Below are 21,471 nucleotides of genomic sequence, written 5' to 3' on the forward strand. Positions count from 1 at the left end.
AGTGACCCGCCGTAAGGGCGGAACCAATAGCGGCCGTCACCTAAACAATGGATATGTACTCGATCCAACCGAACATCCTGGTCGGCTGTGAGGCCGCCATCGGGAGCAAGCCCCCTCCCACATGGGCCGAGGGCGACCTCTGGGGCCAGGACCCCGGCTGTCATCTGAGCGATGAAGAGATCGGCGTGCAGCCGTCACAGCTTATCCCTTAATAGGTCAGCGTGCCCCCGCCCAAGTGCAGTTGCGTCAGCTTGCGCGTGCGGTCGAACAAGGCAGCTTGCATCTCGATTTCGCGCTTGAGATAGGTCAGGTATTCGACGGCACGGTGGGTTTTCTGCGTAATGATTTTGTTGCAGGCACAGTAGTAACAAAGGCTCTTGCAGAACGGAATGTGAATGTACACCGACAGGGGCTTGGGCACAGGCGCCAGGTTGCTATCGGTGACGGCACGATGATAGTCATCGACGGCGAACGCCTGATGAAATTGCGGTGCGGTTGGGTAGGAGGTATAGCGCGGCCCCGGTCGGTCATACTTTTCGACCAGGGCGCGATTGAAATCAAATGAAGGTGTCATGATCAATCCACTCGCTATAGGGTTCACGCCCCGCGCCGCTCGAGTCCTTTTCAAACAGGTTGCAGATGGCATCTACGTGCGGCCGACCGGCCGGAAGGATACTGATGAAACGCGCAGACAGCTCAATCAACCCGTCACCGGCCAATTGCTCCAGCACAGGCCAGGCGGCGTAAAAGTACTGGCGAAAGATCAGTCCGCAACGCGTCTCGATGGCCTGGATATCCAGCTCCAAATCACACGCCAGGCGTTCCATGACCATGAGCCGGATCTGGCTGCGTGGCTCACAACGCCAGCCACGACTCGTCGGCAATTGGTCGATGTCCAGGCATTGTTGATACCGTTGCAGTTGGTCGGTGTTTTGCGCGTACAGCTCGTCAATCTGACTGATGGCGCCCAAACCGAACCCGATTTGATCGCAATACCCGTGGCGGGTAAAACCTTCACTGGTGCGACGTAACCGGCCGCGCTCCTGCGCTATCGCCAAATCATCGTCGGGCCGGACAAATTGCCCCAGGCCGATGTAGTGATACCCCCCGCCGAGCAACTGTTCAAAACAGCTCTGGCGCATCGCGCTTTTATCATCCAGGCTGCACAGCGCTCTGATTTCGTCCCCGGCCATCGCCCGATAGCGTTGGGGTGGCCGTGAGTAGTCAAATACCAGCAGCCGGTCCGGCTCCAGTTCGATAAGGGTGGCCAATTTCAATGCGAAGCTTTCCGGCGTCTGCCAGGCACGGCCATACCCCAGATCCACATTGATGGAACGATAACCAAAGGTACGCGCGGCATCGATAAGCGAATGGATGGGGGCCGGGTTCTGGTAGCAGTCCACCGACATATCACTGTCGGCACCGATGTCCGGAACGCCAATGCTGACATGGTTGAATCCAAGGTCGCGCAGCACGCCCATGGTCGACCAGTCGGTGTGGTGCAGGTCAACGTCAATGCTGTACTCACCGCACTCATGCCCCAGAAGGTTGAATCGGCCACGAAGATGGTTCATCAGCCTTTTGAGCTGGGCGATTGCGGGTATACCGCCCCCCAGATGAAACTGCTCGACCCGCTGCCCCGTGCCCAGGTGACAACTGACGAGGTCAATCTCGTGCTGCAGACGCCGAAGGTAGTTTTCACCGCCCCTGTGCTCGCATGATACATCGCCCGGGGAACACAAGGCAGGCCTCGGGTTAGCCGGCAGTTGCACGTTCAGCGACAGCGGACGGCATTTCTGGCGGCTGACACGTAAAGCGCGAAGCAAATCCAGGGAACCGATCCCTTCATGGAACTTTTCAGTGCCAACAGGGCAGTCGGGATCGAGCACGCCTTGATCGTACCGAACGTTCAGCTCGCCGCGGTTGTGAGATGGATTGAGCATGACGGGTCTCCGAGACTGGCTGCGCACTACCAGTGTCAGGGCCTGGCGATCAATGCGTCTTGATTTGTATCAAGCGCAAGCACATGCCGGTGGTGCAACAGACCGCCGGGCAAACCTGGTCACCAGGTCAAGTAAAACATCCCTTTGGCCAGCAGCACGATGACGATCATGTGGCAGAACAGGCTGGCATGGATGAAATGCAGGTATCGAGCAGTCATCCGGTCACTTCTGAACAGATACATGGCGGCCAGGAAGTGCAGCAACACGCTGACGGCGACTGCGATCTTCAACATCAACAATGTGCCGAACGATGAGGCCAATGGTGTGGCAAGGGTCGGCAAATAGCGCAACCAGACCATCCCCGCCCCGGCCCCAAATAACACCAGCAAAACCCATGGAACCAGGGTGCGCGCGCGTCGACCGATACCCTGTTCGACCAGCAGCATGACCTTGACCGGCAGCTGTTTACGAATACTTTCCAGGAACAGGACTTCGAAGAACACCGTGCCGATGAAAATCAGCGCGGCAAACAGATGCAACGTCAGAAACAGCGGATAGAGCATGGGGTACTCGCTCTCATTTGAGCTGGACACGATTGACTTACGGCGAGGGAACCGTCAGGCCGTGCTTCGTCGGCGATCTTGGCCAACACCTTTGCGGTCATGCCGGGTGGATGCACAAGCAACACCGCCGCGCCAACATTCAGGTTCAAGCCTGCAGAGTGGGTTTCAGCAGGATACAGAGCAGGCCGACGCCTGCGGTTGACATCAATCAAGTAATCCAGACAAGGCCATTGCGGGGCCCTAGCCTTGGCGTTGCCGGCTGACCTGAGCACAGCGGGTGCTGTCGGGAGGCTGTTTGCCGACGCGATCAGTGCTGGAGGCAAGCCGGACATCGCCAGATGTTCGTTGACGATGGCGGCAGCTAAGCCCTGGTCGAAACCGGCTGTTGCGGGAGCTGAAGATTCAAACCGCAGTGTCTATGGTAGATATTTGCAACCGCAGCCATCTCGAACGAGGCCGACCATTTATCGCCGAGTAAAAATTTGATAGCTTCAGTTCTCGCTTCACCTGCCGCTATTGCTATATCGATTTGTCGCCGTCCGTAACGTGCCTTATCTTGCAAACTGTCGACAAGGCAATCCGGCAGGCAGAACTCTTGAGTGAACTCCTGCTGCGAGTCTCCGGGGGGCTCGCTGGCAATGTCGCCGCAATGACCTGGCGAAACACCATAAGAGAACGTGGCCAATGGACAATGGACAATACGCAAGGCGGGCAGCGACGGCGGTGTCCGACGCGTTGCCGCATATTCTGCTGATCGACGATGTTCCTGAAGATATCCGTGCCACGCTCGTTCTGCTAAAGACCCAGCCTTGGCGCCTTTCGCTGGCCAGCGACGCCCATCAGGGCTATCAACGGGCACTCAGCCTGCGCCCGGATCTGATCGTGCTGGATGTTCACATGCCACAGATGGATGGTTTCAGCCTGTGCCGGCTATTACGCGAGGCACCGGCCACCCGGCTTACTCCGATCCTGTTTCTGTCGTCGGCCAATACGCCACTGGAGCGCCTCGAGGGGTTGGCGGTCGGCGCGGTCGACTACATCCCCAAGTCCTACGCCCCCGAAGAAGTGCTGGCACGCATCAAGATTCACCTGCAATTGACTTGGCGAGCGCCGCCGGCCATTCAGGACGGCCCGGTCGATCCGCAACCACAAGGTGATGAAATCGTGCTGAGGGCGGCGATGCGATTGATTGAAAACCAGCTGGACGATATACCCTCCCTGCCCTGGCTGGCCCAAAAAGTCGGCACCCATGAAAAACGTCTCACCGCGATCTTCCGTGAGCACCTGGGGCTGACCGTGTTCGCCTATATACGCGATGCCCGGCTGCGTCGCGGCCAGGAACTGCTCGGCGAAAGCGCCATGAGCGTGCAAGACGTCGCCGAGCTGGTGGGCTTTCGCAATGCCTGCAACTTCGCCACCGCCTTGCGCCAGCGAATCGGCATGACGCCCAGTCAGTTTCGTCGGCAAACCCTGGGCCTTGAGGATGCAGAGCTGGCCGGACGCACCTGATGCGGCTTCTACAGCTCATGTTACTGACGCTTGCGTTGTTATCCGCAGGCCTGCTTCGCGCCGCCCCTGTGCAAAGTTGCCAGGCCGAGCAGCTGGACCTGATGCCCACGCTGCAAGTTTTCGAGGATACCCAGGCCAGCCTGAGCCTGGACGAAGTGGCTGGATTGCCCGCAGCGCGTTTCAACACCCCGACCCCAGACTGGCCGCCCCAAGGCTATAGCCGCTCCGCGTTCTGGTTAAAAATGCAGCTCACCAATTCAAGCGATGCGGCCTGTTCGCGCCTGCTGGTGGTTGGGGCGCCGCGCCTGGAGGACATCCGCGTCTATCAGTCCACCGGCGGACGTTGGAGTGATATGCATGCGGGAAGCGCTCACCCCCTGGCCGAATGGCCCCAGCTACCTGCGCGCCAGCCGGCGTTCCCGGTCTCGCTGGCGGCGCGGGAAAGCGTCACGGTGTTCGTCCGAGTGGCGAGCAATTTCCAAATGCTGCTGGAACCTCAACTGTGGTCCGAACCGGCGCTGCTGCGCAGTCAGCAACAGACCTACCTGAGCGATGGACTCACCCTCGGCATTGTCCTGCTGGTCGTGCCGTTCGGCCTGATCGTCGGCTGGATCCTGCGCTCCCGATTGCTGACCGTGAACGCAGGCGCGGTGCTGAGCTACATCCTGCTCACCTGCATTCTGAACGGCTACCTGGTCTATTGGCCCACCGCACTGGGCTGGACACGCGAGTTGCTGACCTGCGCCAGCGCGGTCTCGTTCGTTCTGTTTCTGGCCTACATGCGCGTGTTGTTGCAGGTGTCCCGCCTGCCCCGCATCATTGGCTGGAGCTATTGGGTGCCGCTGTCGGGCTGCATCCTCGGCCGACTCTGGTGGCTGAAAGTCGATGCAGTCCAGGGCGCGCAGCTGGTCCAAGTATCGCTGATGAGCTTCTACGCAGTGCTGCTCGCGACATTATTCATGGCCTGGCGCCGGCGCCTGAGCTACAGCTGGATGGCCTGGCTGGTGCCAGGGCTCTTGCTGGGCCAATTGCTGATGCGGATTTTCTTCCCTCAGGAACAGCTGCCCTGGCAGTCGGCGCAAAGCAAATACAGCTTATCGTCCACGTTGGCAGGCGTGGCGTTGCTGGTGTGCACTTTAATCATGGAAGTGGCCCGCAGCCGCGACCGCGAGAAGCACGCGCTGTCCAGCCTCGAACAACAGCGCCAGGCCGAGCACGAACGCCTGGAAAGCACCGTTGCACTGCGCACCGCGCAATTGCGCGACTCCCTCGCGGCTCGCAGTGCGTTGATGGCGCGAATCAGCCACGACCTGCGCTCGCCGCTGGTACGCATTATCGACTACGCGCGCCTGTTGCACGCCGGGCCAAACCGCGACTACCCAGCCACAATCGAACGCAATGCCCGCCAGCAGCTGGAGCTGATCGATGAGATGCTCGAATTCTCCCGTGGCGAGCTGGAGCAAATGCAACTGGCCCTCGCGCCGGGGTATTTGTACGGTTTCCTCAAGGAGATCGTCGACGAAGGCGGCTTTCTCGCCGCGCGTCAGGGCAACAGCTTCGAAGCGGTGCTGGCCGATGACCTGCCGCCACTGGTCGAGGCCGACTTCAAACGCCTTCGGCAAATTCTCATGAACCTGCTGGCTAACGCGGCAAAATTCACCCACAACGGCCAGATCGGTTTCGAAGTGAGCGGTTACCCGGGGGCAAATGCCGATGAGGTGGAATTGCGTTTCAGCGTGATCGACACCGGCATTGGCGTTGATCCGCAAGAGTTCGAACAACTGCTGCAACCCTTCCGCCGCGGCCGCAATGCGCAGCGCTACGACGGCAGCGGGCTGGGCTTGTCGATCGTCACCCAACTGCTGGAGCGCATGGACAGCCGGCTCGAACCCCAGGCCACCGAGCAAGGCGGCAGCCACTTCAGTTTTCGCCTGCGGCTCAGATGCGCTGAGGAACAAGACATGGAACTCGGCCTCGTCGACAACTACGCCACGCCGCTCGATGGCCAGGGCAAGCACGTTCTGCTGGTCGATGACGTCGAGCAGAACAGCGAGTGGCTGTATGACCTGCTGGCCGGCTACGGTTTTGACGTGAGCATGGCGGCGAACGGCGAAGACGCCTTGGCCTGCCTGGCCAGACAATCGGTCGACCTGCTGATCAGCGACCAGATGATGCCCGGCATGGACGGCTGGGAACTGTTGCGGCAAGTACGCGAGCGCTGGGGCCACTTGCCGGTGATGCTGTATTCCGCGGTCCCGCCACGCCGGCCGCAGGATTATCCAGACAATCTGGTATTCGATGCAGTACTGCTCAAGCCCGTCGATAGCCGAGAATTGCTGGCTTGGGTCAAGATGCTGGCCTGCACGGATACAGTGCGCCGCGCAATGGCTCGGGAGTTCTAGCATGCCGGGCTCGGGTTATCGGCTGCTCTTGCTTTGCCTTGCGGCTTGGCCCTGGGCGTCGGTGAATGCCGGACAGCAGGCGCCCAGCACCCTCACGCTCGACGACACGACCGTCACCGCCCGACGCCGCGAGGAAGCCCCACAAGACGTGCCGATTCCGATGAGCGTGCTTTACGGCGAGCAACTGGACGAGACCGGCCTGCATCGGCTGCAGGACATCCAACAACGGGTGCCCGGCCTGGTGGTGTCCGGTCACGATGCGCGGTTCGCCGGGTTCGGCCTGCGCGGCTTCGGCGCCACCGCCTACAACGATGGCCTGGAAGGCAGCGTTGGCACCTACGTCGACGGCGTTTACCAGGCGCGCCAGGGCATGGCCTTCACTGAATTGATGGACATCGAACGCCTCGAAATTCTGCGCGGGCCACAGGGCACCCTGTTCGGCAAGAACACCACCGCCGGGGCACTGAACATCATCACCCGCCAGCCGACCTTTCAACCCGAGGCCAACTTTGAAGCACGCTACGGCGAGCACGGTTTGCGGGAATATCGCGGGGCGATTTCCGGCCCCCTGCAGGACGACGTATTGGCCGGGCGCCTGAACGTCTTCAACAGTTCGGTCGATGGTTCAGTGGACAATCTGCAAGATGGCACCCGCCTCGGCGACGCCGACAGCCAGGGCCTGCGTGGGCAATTATTGTGGACGCCAAACCCGGACTTCAGCGCGCGCCTGATCGCTGACCATGCCGAGCAAAACGAGGCCGGCAACGTGCTGCTGGTCAATCACTACAGCGACCAGACTCGTCAGCGCGCCAAGTTCCTCGGCTATCCGCTGGCAGAACCCGCCCCCTACAAGCGCGAGACCCGCATTGACGCGCCGGGGCGTCCGCGCACCTTGCAGAGCGGTGTCTCACTGGAGTTGAACTGGGACCTCGACGCGGCGCTGCGCTTGACCAGCATCACCGCCTACCGCGACTGGGACTACCGCGCCGCTCGCGACGGCGACAGCACTGCGCTATCGGTGGCCGAGTCCGAAACCGAGCTGGGTCACCGCCAGTTCAGCCAGGAATGGCGCCTGTCCGGCACCGCCGGCTCGTCCATCGACTATGTCGCCGGGCTCTATTATTTGCGTCAGCAGCTCGACCGTAAGATCGACGTCGAATTCGGCAAGGACGCCGCGCCCTGGTTCGTCGGCGATCAACTGGAGCCGCTGAAAAAACTCTACGGCATCAACTTCACCGATCCAAAGCAGGTGCCGGCCATGCTGCTCGAAGGCGCCCGACAACGTTACGACGGCGAGCAAAGGGGCGACAGCCGGGCCATTTTCGGCCAGCTTTCCTGGCGCCCGATTGACGCGCTGGAACTCACCGGCGGCCTGCGCTACAGCCAGGATCGCAAAGACGGCTGGATCTCCCGCGACGTCAGCAACCTCGCCCCGCTAAATGGCTTGCCCGCGGTTTTCCAAGCGGGAGGGCAATTGTTGCGCGGCATCGCCCTGGGCGGTGGTTATTACCGTGAAGATGCGATTGAAGAGCACAACGTCTCAAGTTTGCTCAGTGCCAGCTACCGCTTCAATGATGCCGTGATGGGCTATGTCAGCGGGTCGCGGGGGTACAAGGCCGGCGGCATCAATTTCGATGTGGTTGGCCCGTTCACCGCCCCTACTTTCGAGCCGGAGCGCGCCACGTCTCTGGAACTGGGCATTAAAACGCGCTTCTGGGACGAGCGCGCGATGCTCGACCTCGCCGTCTACCAGACCGACGTCGACAACTATCAAGCGTTGACCTATAGCCCGCCGACATCGCTATTCGCGCCCCCGCTGCGCGACAACCTGATCAACGTCGGCAAAGTCCGCCTGCGCGGCATCGAACTGGATTCCGCCTGGCAACTGCAGCCTCAATTCACCTGGCGCCTGGGCCTGGCCTGGAGCGATGCGCGCTACCGCAGCTTCCCCAACGCGCCATGCCCACCCGCCTCGGGCCAATGGACCTGCGACCTCAGTGGCGATCGCCTCTACAACGCGCCGCAATGGAACCTCAGCAGCAGCCTCGACCACAGCCACCCGCTGCCGCATGGGCTGGAAGCCTACAGCGGCATCGATTACAGCTTCAGGTCCGGCTACTACGGCACCCTCGAAGGCGGCGAAGGCAGTTATCAACCCAGCTACGGCCTCACCCATCTGCGCCTGGGGCTGCGCAGCCAGGACCGTGCCTGGGAGGTGGAAGGCTGGGTGCGCAACCTCTTCGATCGCCACTACATCACCGCCGTGTATTCACTGCTCGGCGCCGGTGACTACGGCGTCATGACCGGCAGCGAACGCACCCTCGGCACCACCGTCAGGCTTCGCTATTGAGCGAAATGAACCGCGTCGGACAAAACGCCAAACGGTTACCGCCGGCCTTTTTCGACAGGTACATGGCCTGATCCGCCTTGCTGATCAACCCATCGATCTCCACCCCATGCTCAGGATAAAACGCCACCCCGATACTCGCCGCAATCTCAACCGTCTGCGCGCCAATCACAATCGGGGCATTGGCCGCCTGCAGCATCCGCTTGAGCAAAGGCTCGCTGTCTTCCACGGCCTGTAAACCTACCAGCCCCGCCACAAACTCATCGCCCCCCAGCCGCGCCAGCGTATCGCCTTCACGCAACGTCGCATTGATCCGTGCCGCGACAATCTCCAGGACCCGATCGCCCCAATCATGCCCATAACTGTCGTTAAGCGCCTTGAACCCATCGAGGTCAATAAACGCGATGGCCACTTTCTGCTGATGCAGACGCGCCTTGCCCAGCGCCTGGCGCATCCGCTCGGCCAACAGCAGCCGATTGGGCAATTGCGTGAGCGCGTCATACCGGGCATCACGCTCCAGCAACTGGAGGCGCTGCTTCATCTGCGTCACATCGCTGAACAGCGCTACATAGTGCTGCACATTCCCGTGCCGGTCATGCACCGCACTGATGCTGATACGGGAGGTCATCTCCCGGCCGTTCTTATGGCTGCTTTGGATCTCACCGGACCAATGCCCGTGGAAATCCAGCGCGTTCTTCATTGGCGTATAAAACGTCGCGAGCCGACGCACCAGGCGATGGGCATTCAACTCCCGCCCCAGCACTTCGTCCTGCCCGTAGCCGGTGAGCCGGGTGAACGCCTCGTTCACCGCGATAACCCGGCCGAACGGGTCGACGAGGATAATGCCGTCGCGCGCGTGGCTGAACACGGTGGCGGCCAACTCCGGGCACAGGCTGTTGAGGCGACGCTCGTAAGCGCCTTCTTCACGGCTGGTCGGCCAGGTGCTGGAATCGAAGCCTAGCTGGGCCAGGTAGGAGACCAGCAAAGAGAGCGATTTGTGCAGACGGGTCAGTGCATGGGTGGCGAGCCTGGAGTTCAGGCAGTAGCGACGGATGAAGGTGCGCAGGTTCATGGTACGCGGTGCTCGGTTGCAGCGGCAGGGTTGAGTGAAAGGAGATTATCGAGGTGCAGAGCTGCCGAGGTCTTTGCGCGAACGGATGAGAACTTTGCGGGAGGGGATGAATTGAAAAAAGATTGTCTTCGGTGTCAGCCGGGGCTGTCAGTCACTGGGCGAGCCTATTATGGTTTCGGCAACTCCCGTTGTAACTCCGGCTTTCAGCGCAGTACATCCCTGCGCCCCGGCCGGTTCAATCATAAGGAGCAGTTGGTGCGTTACTACCGTTGCTTGTCGGGACAGGCTCGTGAAGCGGTGCGCTGCCAGACGTTTGCGCGCAGAGTTAATGCCACGCCGATAGCCGCCAAAAGCTGATTGCCTCGTACCGCTTCACGGCGGCTGGCTAGGCCCCCGCGTCCGCCCTGCCCGCGGCGGGGGCCAGGCAGGCACTACTACCGCACGCTCGCCAGTAACCCAAGAAACAGCTTGTGATCCAACGGCGGCGTCACATCAGCATAGATCACCTTCAACACCGCGCTGTCGTTGGCGCCGGAGTCTCGCACCAGATCCTTCTGCAGCAGGAAGCGCTGGTGGGCCAATTTGAGGTGGGCGACGCGGTAGGCATCGTCCGCCACCTCGGTGTCGGCATAGTGAAAGTGCGCATACCAGAGCACGTGCGGCTGGTGCTTTTCCCGAACTGAAAATTCAGCGACGTAGTCACCACTGGCAGTGGGTTGGCGCCGATGCACCAAATTGATATCGACCTTGCGGTGGGTCCACAGGTAGTCAACATTTTCCTGGGACGGGCGTTGCGCCTTGTAGCCTGTGCTGCGGTAATCGCGCCCTTCTTCGAGTAGGCTGGCAACCTCGCTACTGTACTCGCCGAGCAACGCCGCCACACCGGGCTTGTCCGCGTGGGCCGCTTCAATTTCCTGGATGATCGCGTTGAGCTTATTGGCTTGTTGCGTGAGCATGACCTCCCAATCCCTTGGGTCGACGTGTTCGCGGCGTGTCGGATCCTGCAGTTTTTTCATCTGGAAATGGATCGAGCGCCGGATGTCCTGTTTTTGCGCGGTCAGTTGATCGGCGGCACGCTTCAAATTTGCCAATGAGCGTTGGGGCGGCACAGACGTCGGCCTTCCTGGGCTGGCGACCACCAACTCCTTCCACACCCCCTCGCTGGGATGCTCGACAAAACTGGCAACCGCTTGTTGATTGAACGGGTCGAGAATCTCCATGATCACCACCTGCTCAGCCGATTGCGTCGCTCGGGCATCGCCGATCAACGTACCGCGTCGCTGGGTTTTAAAGGCCCGGTGGCTGGAACGCCTGGACGCTCGAAGTGAAGGTGCGCGGGTTGGCACGGCGATGCCCTCCTCCTCTCGCACCAGCGCCGCCAGCTCGGACTCGGCACTCTGACGCGCCTGGTTCAGCCGCTCCAGGAAGCGCGCCTGATAGACCGGGCGGCTCAGCGCCGGATCAAGCTCATGCAGCGCGTCAGAGGCACTCGCCAAGCGCGCATACTGGTTGATCAAGGTCGCCAGCACCGCCTTGCGCTCGCTGGCCGAAAAATGCGCATAGGTCCTCAGTGCAATGTGGGAGGACGTCGCCAATCGCAGGTTCTGCTCGTTGAGCAATTGGTAAAAATGCTGAACCGCAGGGGCGTCGGTCAGCGCGAGGTTGTCGATGCTTAAGGTTCTAAGCAAGTTGAGATTGTTCAGCGCCACGTTGAACGGGTCGGCCATCTCCTGGGTGGGCAGCGACTGGATGAACGCCCGACTCTCACCCAAGCCCCGGCTGGAGTCCTGCGCCTGCTCATTCAGGGTGGCCTCCAGGGCGTAGGTGTCCTCAAGCAGTTGCTGCTCCCTCTGGTTCATCTCCACCAGGCGGGAGATCAAATCCTGATAGGCCTCAGGCGTTCGGACCGGCGCATTCGCGTCGATACGTTGGGCGATCTCCCCCGCCGACTCACCCTTTGGTGAAAAGCTGCTGTCCATGGCCAGCGCCAAATGCAGATTATGGATAAGCAATTGCGTAGCGCTGATGGCGCCATACTCGTTGGAACGGGCTTTCTCGAAGTCGCTGGTTTCCAGCGCCGCCGTTATGGGTTTGATCGCTTTGATCAGCACCCGACGTGTTTCGATCAAACGGCCGGCCTGTGCGACGAATGCCTCCAAGGCCAGACTGAACGTATGCAGCAGTGTCTGACAGTGGGCTTGTTCGTCTTCGTGTTTTTTTTTCAGGAAGGCGACTTTGCGTTCATCGTTATTTTGGTCGAGCAGCGTCCACCAGTTTCTGAGTTTTTTTCTGGCTGAGAGGTACAGATCCCTTTGTGCTTTCACGTCCTCGAAGCGGCTGGTCATCACATCCGCCTCACGTGCTGTTTCCAGCTCGAGCCGGACGTGTTCGGCTTTCATTTGCCTCTTCGCTTTACGATTTTTCTCTTGTTGTGCCTTGATCTGATCACCCGGCGCACCACCGCGCAGCTTTGGCGCAAGATCCAAGGTCCAGCGACCGCCGCCATCGCTTTTCAACCACGGCCCGGTGCGGGATGAGTCCAGCGCGTCAACGATAAACACACGACTCGACGCCTGGCCTATGCGATACAAGTCATGGCCAATCAGCGCATGCAAACCTTCATCAAGGCGGTAAAGACCTTGGAGCGGCCCGGTCATGATCGGCATCGGCAGGTGGGCGGGACGAGGCACTTTGAAACCCTCGACATAAGCACGCTGGCTGGTACTGAGGTGGTTCAAGGCGTTGGAAAAGGCAAAATCGAAGACCGTTCGGCCCTCTGCAATCGGTACGTCAGGCAACGCTACGCTGCTCGCCGCCGGCCTGGCCCCGCTGGGTAGGCTCCCGGCGGGACGGCGCACCGGGGTCAACACCAATGCCGCATCGCCGGGCCCGGCGGCGATCAAGGGTTTACTGGGCGGCGTGCCCCGGGTGACATGCAACAATGCCAGGCTGAGGCTGCTCAACAGGTCGACCCAGGCCAGCTCTCGCGTAACGGGATCGCTGCTCTGCAGTGCAGGAATGTCCTGGTTCAAGCTTTGGGTCAGCAGCAGCAACCACGCGATCGACATGGCAGAGCCTTGCAGCAGGGGCAATAGCAAGGTGTTGAGCAACAGCCCGCCGCCTTCCAGGAGCAGTGCCCAACGGCTCTCAGCATTGGACACCGACTCGCGATCCGCCAAGTCCACCAGTGCCCGTGCATGTTCGCCAAACAGGTACGGCAGTAAGCGGCCATTGCGCAGATGTTGCAGCAACTCCTCACTGCCCTCATCGGCAGCCAACGTTGCAGGAACGGGTGTCTCCAGACGGTCGAACTCAGACCCCATGCCAAACCGGATAATATGCGGCTCATTGAAGCCACCGTTCGCATACACCACTCGCGCAGGTTCGCTAAGCCACATCAATACGCTGTCCTGCAGTGCGCCAGGCAGGGCCATCGCCGCCAACAAGGCTTCGCGGTTAGCGTACTGAGTCAACAACTGCGGATAAAGCGGACGATAAAGAATAACCGGGCCAGGCTGGAGGTCCTGCGCTTCGATCACGAACATATTGTCGACCTTGTCCGACTGGGCACCCGGTTTGCGCAGCAGTGCCAGCGAACGGATAACGATGTGGCGGTCCTCGACAACACGTTCAGCGTCACTGAGTTGCATCAGCGCAGCGACATACCGATAGCCCTGCACCGTGAAACCCTGTTGCCCCTGGATCGCCAGCTCCAACGCCCGCAACGGTAGCTGCGCTCGCAACTGCTCGCCGAACAGCCGTTGGCGCTGCAGGGTTTCGTCGCTATCGGACAGCAGCAGGCGCTTGAGGTATTCCGGGTAGGTTTTGCCGATGTCCACACGCAGGACCAGATCAGTCAGGTAATCGGGGGTGGTCCAGTCCTGGATCAATTGACCGCCAGTGTGCCCTATGGTCATCGGACCTTTGGGCTTACCAACCAGATTGCTCAAGGCGAGATCAGTCAATGACAGTGTTTTGCGCTGAATAATCCCCGCACCGCCTGGATAGCCTGTGGCCACTGCGAATGTCAGCTCCAGTTCGTCAGGGTTGTAGCCGGGCGCTATCGGTTGATCGATCAACATCTGCGCATGCAGGGCGCTTGCTGCGAAGGTTCTGATATCACTCACCCCGTCCAGGAAAGACAGCCCTTGAGCCTGAGCTTTAGCAGCGGCGAGCTCCAATAGATGGGTGCGATAGGCCAGGCGTTGAGTATCCGAGGCGCTTTTCAACCAGTCGGGCAGTTGGGCGGCCATAGGCACTTTGGTAGGCGTTGGAGTAACAAATAAAAGGGTGGGATCGCTCACGGCGTCATACTGCTGCTCCAGCTTATGAAGCCCCTGATGAGAGGGTAAAGGGATAGCCGCCAGGTCCTGCAACTGCTGATTAAGCACCGCAGCCGCCTGGACGTCGAACACATTGCCATTGGGCTCGTAACGCTTCCACGCGATCTGGTCCGCAACAAATGCGCCGTCGATCTTCGACGCCCAGTAGCGATCAAACTCATCCTGGGAAGCAAATGACATGACGTCTCCCGCTAAAGAACACAGCAGGACCAACGAGGCGTTGACCACCAACAGGTCGGGCGATAACAGCGTGAACGAGGCTCCCGCCCGGGTCAGCATCGTTTCCATGACATAGACGTGAACAGCCTTCGCCTTCAACGCCGCCAGACGGTCGAGTCGATCCGGGTAGTCCGTTACCTGTTGGAGTACGCCACGGGCCGGCTTAGCGAATGATGGGGCGATGGCGGTGTTGATCAGGTTGCCGCGCAGCAACTCACTGAGCCAGCGCCAACGGGTAGATCCGTCTTCTGCGCTTTGGTCCCAATACGCAATCAGTGCCTGCTGAAAAGCAATCGGGACAATGCTAGGCAACTCGCGGATGACTTGCTCAATCACACTCATATCTACGGCAGGCGCATCTGAACCTGTGGGAGCCAGCGGTGTTGGTGCGCTGTTGGTCAGGAAATGATCCCGAGTGTCTCGCGTTGAGAAATCCAGCGAAGTGCCATTCCCCAGGTGATCGAGCGCCACATTGAGCAAAACCCGTAAGTCCCACCCCCCTAGTGCATTGGGTACGGCAAGCTTGGTGGTGACGAGGTCAAAGTCCAGGGTTGGATAGGCTTGTTTGATGCCCCTGTCCAGCCATTGGCCGACGACGGAGATCAAGGTGGGGTGATGCATGAACTGCACGCCGACGGCTCTGGCGATGAGGTTATCGGGAATGGCGTCAGGTGGGTTGATGGGCATGGAAAACGTCCTTTTTGTCCGTGGAGGCTCCGAAACCCGATGTGGGGGAGCTGGGCAAAAAGGAGTACCACGCAGGTGGATACGGCGGCGGTAATGCGCTACTACCATGCCGGAACGTGCAGGTCTTGGGCAGGGAGTATTCGGGCAGGAGCGCACAAGCGTTTGAAAAACTGTCAGGTATGACAGTAGACGCCTGCGATTGCCCAGCTAAAAATGAGCGCTACATGAGAATCACTGGTCTCTGATTGGGCTAGCACCCTTGCCTGTCGTAATCGATGAGGATCAGTCATGGAGATTACTGAATGCCTCGCCTCAGAAAAGATCATCTCGACACTACAGCAGCCGATGAATGCTCGACGCCCGCGTGTGCTTTGCGGTCAGTTGTGCCCGATCAATCCGCCTGCCGAGTCATTGATCCTGATCGAGCAGTGAACGTCGCAGGCCTATCACGTGCCATCCGCGTAACGCTGGCTATCGGCTTGTTCACCACCACCGGGCTGGCGCAGGCAGAACGCGCCCTCATCCAGCCGGCGCAGATACAAGAAGCGATAACGCTTGAAACAACGATTGAGGCTCAAAGTGCCACCGCCGCCCCCACCGACACCGCTTGGTATGTGGTGCTCAAGGGCACGACGCCTGTCCTCATCACCGCGCCTCACGCTACGCAGCCCTATCGAGAAGGCGACTATCGCTATTCTGACGGGGCGGCTACCGCCGCACTGGCCAAACTGCTCCATAGCCTGACCTGCGCGACCGTCATTTATACCCAATACCGCAGCCCCTCAGATCCCAACTACTACGACGACAATGCCTTCAAGGCACAAGTCGCCGAACTGATCAAACAGCAGAAGCCGCAGTTATTGATTGACCCTCACGGCAGCAGCACCTCGCGCCCCTACGACGTCGACTTCGGCACCATGAATGGCGCGTCTTTACTAGGGCACACTGACATCGTCCCCACCCTGAGCGAAGCGCTACGCAAGGAAGGACTTCTGAACTTCTCAGACAACTACTTCCCCGCCACTAAGAATCAGACGCTGACACGGTTTGCTTCTTCCCTCGGCGTTCCCAGCGTTCAGCTGGAAATCAACAGCACTTGGTTGCTTCCATCGGTGGGGGATATCTATGCCCAACGTTTTGCCCAGTTGTTGCAAGGCATTACTCGGTACATTCGAAATAGAACCGGTAATTTCGACGGCGCGTGTAGGGCGGATGCTTTGTGATTGGTTTATGCGCATCAGCCGCCACGGCTCTGCCACGCCAGCCAGAGGCACTGGCGGGCTCGTTTGCGTTGGGCGTCTCCCTATGTAGGCTGAGGGCTTGCTGCCACTTCTATTCTCGGGTGTACCCTGCCCGCTTTAAGACCGAAGCGCTTCACCAATTTCTTCAATAGCAAAACCGACATCATGACCGGCACGAATCATCTCTGCGAACCGCAGCATTACTGAAGCGCCGATGTCTTGGGACAACGCCAAGGTCATCAATTCCCGTATCGGCTCGTCTAGCGCTGCTTCGATAGCAGGTGAACAGGCCTGCCCTGTGAGCCAGGCAATAAGGGAAGAGACTCTATGACCAGAGGTGTTTTCATCAACCCCCAAAATCTCTCCCAACACCATCCCCAATGTGCCCACGGGGTGGTGCTCCGGGCGGCTCCACTCCTTGAGTTCAATCGACTCCCGCTGCACCTTCTCCAAGTTGCGCCGAATCTTCCCTGGGATGGTTGCTGCCGCTTTGGAACGGTTGTAGTACTCGCGATTCGCTAAACTTGCAGCGTCCCTGACAACCTTCCAGGCCACCGACCAGAGCTGTGAAACGCTGTAGGTGTGCAATGCCGCGCGGATCGTACTTTTAATTTCTGCCAGCTCTTGTTCCGACAGATCATGGTTATAGAGTTCGCACTCAGTGCCCAAATAATGCATGACATCAGCAACTGCGTAATCAAGCCACAGGTTGAATAGCCCGTCAGCATCGGTGTAAACCCTATCCGGCAGACTACGAATGACTTCGTCCGCACTCCTTGATGCAGCATCTGGCGCCAACCGATAGACAACCTGGTCCCCCAATACCCAAATCTCATCGTCTTTCCAATAGTAGGTCCCCGGACTTGCTTTACTCGGGTCATCAAGGACAAGCCCAGCCTCACGCAATTGCAGCATGAAGTCACCGACATACCGAGGCGTCAGCCCTCGACAATCACCTAATCTGAAGCCGCCATTGGTCAATCTCGGGGTAACGGCCCTGTCCAACGCCAGCAAAAGCAGTACCTGAGCATCCGGTAGCGCTGAGTAATCCACCGTGCGGGTTAACTGCTTGCCTACGTATTCGGCCAACTGCCGTTCAAGTTCTGCGGCTTTCGCCTTTTTGGCCGCAAGCGAAATCGCGTCTTGATCGTTCTGACACAGCGTACAAAGCTTGGTGTAACGTTGAGGGACCTTTTTAGCCTCGGAGCGATTTTTGATTTCGATCAGTTCTGCACACTTAGGACAGACCTGATTGTCATCGAATGCATTGCAACGTTGCCGTATGAAGCTGGCGAGTGTAACGCCTGGTGCCATTTCAATAACGTCCGTCAGTGCACTCACCTTTTCAAGGTACTGCCCTGATTCATCGACAGCCCAGTAACGCTCGATCAGCTCAATTTCTTTAGGATCTTCGGTCAACATTTGCAGCTTGATTGCCATCTAAACAGTCCTGTTTTGTGTGTATTTATTTCGTATTCAGTCATCGCTGACTTATGGGCGTGCATCGCTGAGTGCTGTTGCGGCAACACCCCCAACCTTGTTTACGTCTCTCTTCGTTTGACGCTCTTCCAGCAGTGTTCTCGGCAGCACAAACCCCTCAAAACTGCGCTGGGTGATCGGGTTGTTGGCCTTCTCCGCGCCGATTCGATAACGCATTAGCCCATCGGCGACTGAGAAAGTCAGGTCCACGCTAGTGTCGGTGCGGCCATTGAGGTGCCCGCGGCTAAGTAGCCGGAACAACGACCACGGCCCGCGATAGCTCATGCTGGCGGTGTTGCCGGTGCTATGTACCAAGGTCAGTTGGCTGCCATTGGTGTTGCCCAGGCTGTTGGGCCACACCAGCCCGGTGCGTTGCGGCGCGCCGTGCTGGTAGGGGATCAGTTGGCCGTCGACGCTGAGCATGCTGCTCAGGCGGGTGGCGCTCAGAGCCAGGGGTTCGATGGTAAGTTGCACGGCCAGGTGGCCGCGATGGTTGAAGAAGGTGTCGCGGATGCGCTCGACCTTTTTCAGCTGTTCCAGCACGTCGCTGCGCACCAGGTAGCCGCCGAGGCTATCGGAGTACAGGGCGTCGAGGTTGTCCTTGAGGAATACGTTCAGGTACTGATCGTGGAACTGCTGCAGGCGCCCTTGTGGGCCGAAGAAGGCTTCGAAGTCTTCCAGCGAAGCGTCCTCGCCGCTGGCCTTGAACGGGTAGCGGCCTGCCAGACGGTCGCGGTAGAAGCTGTAGATTTCGCTGTCCCAGCGTTTTTCCAACTCGCGCAAAGCCGAAATGACCAACACTTGTGAAGTCTGGTCGGCGAGTTTTTTGACGTGCTGGTTCAGCGGTTCGGGCAGGCCTACGGCGACGCGTTGCAGGTTGGCAATCGGGTCAGCGCCGTCCAGAGAGAAGCGGTTAAGTACGGTTTTCAGCGCCGCTTTGCCGGGATCGGGGTTGTCGTGCACGGTTTTGGCGTAATCGTAGACGGCACTGACCGAGCGCAGGGTTTCTTCGTAGTAAGACGGCTGCTCGCCTCGTGCGGTGATCAGCTCTGACAGACTGGAGAATGCGCGCCGAATCCCTGCTGCTTGTTGTTGCCCCTCTGGCACCTTGTCCAGCTTGAGCGGCGCTTGCCCTTCAGCCAAGGGCACGGCCGGGTAGATCACGCTGTTGTCACGCAGGGTTTCCAGCAACCGTCGTAGCGGTGCGGCCGGACCGGTGACTTGTTCCAATACCGCCACGCCGTGGCTGAGGTCGTCGAAGTCGGTGACCGCGAACTGATTCAGCGCCCGCCGCCAGCTGTCCACGTAGTCGGCGCTGTACAGGGCGCGAATGCGTTGGGTCAGCACTTTGCGGTCTTCGTCGGAGTAGTCCAGGCGTTGTCGCTCGCCGAGCACCCACTGGTCGATCATGGCCAGTTCGATGATGCCCTCGGTGCCGGGCTCGAAGTAATCCTTGAAGCCCTTGGCGGTGAGTAGCGGCGGCAACTGCAGGCCGCTGCCCTGTTGATCGGTGTTGAGCGGGCTATAGACGATATCGAACGCGGGGCCGACCTCATTGCGCAGGTCCAGGGGGCGATGCAAGCGCTCCAGGGCATCCTGTTTCAGGCTCATATAGACCCGTTCGGCCATGGGCAACTGGCGCAATTGCTGCTGTACCTGAGTAATGCGTTCACGGTAGTGCGGCAGGTCGGCGTCGGCATATTTCAGTGCGTAGCCCAGGTGCCCCATCAAGTCGGCCTGCAACCGGCCCTGGCCTGGATAGGCGCGCTGCCACTGCTTGGCGACCCATTCTTCGACGATGGTCGGGCGGCGGTTTTGGCGTTCTTCGAGCATGCGGTAGACGCGCAGGGCCGCCAGTTGCTGATTGCTGCCGGCGGGAGCGGTATTGATGGTATCCAATACACCGCTGGCAATCGCCGGCAAGAAGCGCTTGGACAACAGATTCAGGTAGGCCTCATCCACGGTAGGGCCAATCACCCTCCCCTGATACAACCCCATATCCGACAGCAACGGCCAGGCTTGGCGATAGTCGCCGTAGACCAGCACCGCATCACGGATCTGGTCCAGGGGCAACAACAGGTTGCGCCCGGTGGGGTCGACCTTGGCGTCGATGTCCCGCTCACTGAACTCCTGGCTCTTGGCCAATACATTGGCCGCCTTGTCGCGGTTGATATTGAAGTAAAACTGCCAGGTGCCGATGACGACCAAACAGCCCAAGGATGCGACGCTGAACCCGGCGATCAGCAACCGCCGCTTGCTGCGGGCCACCTTGATGTTGTCGCCCGCCAAGCCTGCTTCGGGGTAGATCACCCGCTGGAACAGTTGCTGGGCAAAGTAGATCGCCGTGCCACCAGCGGGTTTGACTTCGGGTGGCGGTGGCGGCAGTTGATAGGCTTGCCCCGCTTCTTTAACGAAAGCGTTGCCTAGGGTGCCCTGCTGCAGCACCGAGGAGAAATACAGCCCGCGCACCAACGCCGGCGTGGTGAAACTATCGCTGCCGAGTATTTCGCTGAGGAAGCCGAACAGGGCCGGGCGCAAGCCCCCCATCTGATGCATCAGCGCCTGCAAGCGATCACACTCATCCAATGTGCGCGACTCCCTGGCGCTATTGAAAACCTGCTCGGTCAGGCAGTCGACAAAGGTTTGGTATTCGCGGGTCAGCTCCGCCAGCCAGGCATCGAAATCATCCACCGCATCCAGGCTGAAAGTGAAGCCCAGCAGGTCTTCGCGCCCGCTGCGCGATAACCGGGAGAAGAATTCTTCGAAGCCTTCCAGCAGGTCGAACTTGCTCAGCGTGATGTACACCGGCAAGCGCGTGCCCAACTGTCGTGTCAGCTCAAATAGCCGGGTGCGCAGCAGGTTGGCGTGGGCCTTGCGTTGTTCGGGACGTTGCGCCAGCAAGGCCTGTACATCGATCACCAGCACCACGCCGTTCAATGCTCGACGGCTGCGGTTGCGCGTTAGCCAGTCAAGCAGATGCGACCAAAGGCGCGCGTGGGTGCCCGTAGGCAGCACCGATTTGACCTTGCCCTGCTGCTCGACGTGTTCAGCCGGTGAAGTCGGGTGGCTGAGAAATTCACCCGGTGGATCAATCAACACCGCCTCGTCACCGATCCACCAATCCACCGGATAGGCCAGTTGCTCTTCCTGATGGGCCCTGACCCCCGCCTTGGTCACATGGGACAAAGCGAAGCTCTGGTTGGAACGCGTGATCAGGCTGGTCTTGCCGGCATTTTCCTCGCCCAGCACCAGGTACCACGGCAGCTGATACAGCGAACGGCGGCGCTCCATATTGTTCAGCAGGTTGCCCAGACTCCGATCCAAGGCCCTCTCCTGCGCCTCGACATACGGCAGGCAAGGATCGGCCTGCACCGCCGCCTCATGTTGACGTTCAACCTGCAGAATCTGGTAACGATTACGCACCCGCCACGCCCAGATCAGCAGCCGCACCACCAACACCACGACACTGGCCGACACGCGCATCGCCAATTCACCCAGCGGCTGACGCTCGCGCCAGGTCCACTGCGGGCCCAGCCACCAGATGGCGATCAACAAAAACACCACGCCCAGCAGCACCAGTACCGGCACCGCCTGGTTGAACTGCCGCAGCACCGGCAGGCCCCAGCGTTTGAGGTAACCCCAGACCGTTTTCATGAATCGCTCCTA

General features: G+C 59.8%; 10 protein-coding genes and 1 pseudogene. 4 read left to right on the forward strand and 7 right to left on the reverse strand.

Annotated elements, in window-relative coordinates; translation table 11 throughout:
- Positions 1-211: 211 nt before the first annotated feature.
- From QZR30_RS26770 to QZR30_RS26780, 3 genes and pseudogenes are all read right to left on the reverse strand, one after another.
- Positions 212-574: pseudogene (locus tag QZR30_RS26770) on the reverse strand (oxygen-independent coproporphyrinogen III oxidase); the annotation flags it as partial.
- Positions 558-1,943: a coproporphyrinogen III oxidase gene (locus QZR30_RS26775; RefSeq protein WP_311904646.1), complete on the reverse strand. Its 1,386-nt coding sequence runs from the start codon at positions 1,941-1,943 to the stop codon at positions 558-560. The gene QZR30_RS26775 and the pseudogene QZR30_RS26770, both read right to left, overlap by 17 nt.
- Before the next feature lie 119 nt (positions 1,944-2,062).
- Positions 2,063-2,506: a CopD family copper resistance protein gene (locus QZR30_RS26780; protein WP_056846078.1), complete on the reverse strand. Its 444-nt coding sequence runs from the start codon at positions 2,504-2,506 to the stop codon at positions 2,063-2,065.
- A gap of 684 nt (positions 2,507-3,190) precedes the next feature.
- Between QZR30_RS26780 and QZR30_RS26790 the strand changes: the two genes are divergently transcribed.
- The 3 genes from QZR30_RS26790 to QZR30_RS26800 are packed head-to-tail and all read left to right on the forward strand — an operon-like array spanning position 3,191 to position 8,767.
- Positions 3,191-4,015: a response regulator transcription factor gene (locus QZR30_RS26790; protein ID WP_046072039.1), complete on the forward strand. Its 825-nt coding sequence runs from the start codon at positions 3,191-3,193 to the stop codon at positions 4,013-4,015.
- Complete coding sequence (locus QZR30_RS26795; RefSeq protein WP_081214421.1) at positions 4,015-6,417, forward strand: hybrid sensor histidine kinase/response regulator; 2,403 nt, start codon at positions 4,015-4,017, stop codon at positions 6,415-6,417. Before QZR30_RS26790 ends, QZR30_RS26795 begins: the two co-directional genes overlap by 1 nt.
- A 1-nt stretch (position 6,418) precedes the next feature.
- Complete coding sequence (locus QZR30_RS26800; RefSeq protein ID WP_068966869.1) at positions 6,419-8,767, forward strand: TonB-dependent receptor; 2,349 nt, start codon at positions 6,419-6,421, stop codon at positions 8,765-8,767.
- Here the strand turns inward: QZR30_RS26800 and QZR30_RS26805 are convergent.
- Both QZR30_RS26805 and QZR30_RS26810 read right to left on the reverse strand, forming a co-directional pair.
- Complete coding sequence (locus QZR30_RS26805) at positions 8,751-9,836, reverse strand: sensor domain-containing diguanylate cyclase (protein WP_068966867.1); 1,086 nt, start codon at positions 9,834-9,836, stop codon at positions 8,751-8,753. The two genes, QZR30_RS26800 and QZR30_RS26805, sit on opposite strands and share 17 nt — an antisense overlap.
- Positions 9,837-10,270: 434 nt before the next feature.
- A complete protein-coding gene (locus QZR30_RS26810; protein ID WP_068966865.1) occupies positions 10,271-15,085 on the reverse strand; it encodes a hypothetical protein in 4,815 nt (1,604 codons plus the stop codon).
- Between the two features lie 302 nt (positions 15,086-15,387).
- Here QZR30_RS26810 and QZR30_RS26815 point away from each other — a divergent pair, with 302 nt between their 5' ends.
- The gene (locus QZR30_RS26815; protein WP_145916462.1) at positions 15,388-16,308 is read left to right on the forward strand and encodes a ketol-acid reductoisomerase; all 921 of its coding nucleotides are present in this window, start codon (positions 15,388-15,390) and stop codon (positions 16,306-16,308) included.
- 135 nt (positions 16,309-16,443) lie between these two features.
- Here QZR30_RS26815 and QZR30_RS26820 read toward each other — a convergent pair whose 3' ends face one another.
- Both QZR30_RS26820 and tssM read right to left on the reverse strand, forming a co-directional pair.
- Positions 16,444-17,766, reverse strand: a complete 1,323-nt coding sequence (locus QZR30_RS26820; RefSeq protein WP_068966862.1) for a hypothetical protein — start codon at positions 17,764-17,766, stop codon at positions 16,444-16,446.
- A gap of 51 nt (positions 17,767-17,817) precedes the next feature.
- Positions 17,818-21,459: a type VI secretion system membrane subunit TssM gene (gene tssM / locus QZR30_RS26825; RefSeq protein WP_311904655.1), complete on the reverse strand. Its 3,642-nt coding sequence runs from the start codon at positions 21,457-21,459 to the stop codon at positions 17,818-17,820.
- Positions 21,460-21,471: the final 12 nt, after the last annotated feature.

This window comes from Pseudomonas sp. rhizo25, assembly GCF_031931935.1.
GTDB lineage: Bacteria > Pseudomonadota > Gammaproteobacteria > Pseudomonadales > Pseudomonadaceae > Aquipseudomonas > Aquipseudomonas synxantha.

What these genes read in the sequence shown, in the direction of transcription:
- QZR30_RS26775 (WP_311904646.1), bottom strand. Translation starts at nt 1,943, where the DNA reads ATGCTCAATCCATCTCACAACCGCGGCGAGCTGAACGTTCGGTACGAT.
- QZR30_RS26780 (WP_056846078.1), bottom strand. Translation starts at nt 2,506, where the DNA reads ATGCTCTATCCGCTGTTTCTGACGTTGCATCTGTTTGCCGCGCTGATT.
- QZR30_RS26790 (WP_046072039.1), top strand. Translation starts at nt 3,191, where the DNA reads ATGGACAATGGACAATACGCAAGGCGGGCAGCGACGGCGGTGTCCGAC.
- QZR30_RS26795 (WP_081214421.1), top strand. Translation starts at nt 4,015, where the DNA reads ATGCGGCTTCTACAGCTCATGTTACTGACGCTTGCGTTGTTATCCGCA.
- QZR30_RS26800 (WP_068966869.1), top strand. Translation starts at nt 6,419, where the DNA reads ATGCCGGGCTCGGGTTATCGGCTGCTCTTGCTTTGCCTTGCGGCTTGG.
- QZR30_RS26805 (WP_068966867.1), bottom strand. Translation starts at nt 9,836, where the DNA reads ATGAACCTGCGCACCTTCATCCGTCGCTACTGCCTGAACTCCAGGCTC.
- QZR30_RS26810 (WP_068966865.1), bottom strand. Translation starts at nt 15,085, where the DNA reads ATGCCCATCAACCCACCTGACGCCATTCCCGATAACCTCATCGCCAGA.
- QZR30_RS26815 (WP_145916462.1), top strand. Translation starts at nt 15,388, where the DNA reads ATGCCTCGCCTCAGAAAAGATCATCTCGACACTACAGCAGCCGATGAA.
- QZR30_RS26820 (WP_068966862.1), bottom strand. Translation starts at nt 17,766, where the DNA reads ATGGCAATCAAGCTGCAAATGTTGACCGAAGATCCTAAAGAAATTGAG.
- tssM (WP_311904655.1), bottom strand. Translation starts at nt 21,459, where the DNA reads ATGAAAACGGTCTGGGGTTACCTCAAACGCTGGGGCCTGCCGGTGCTG.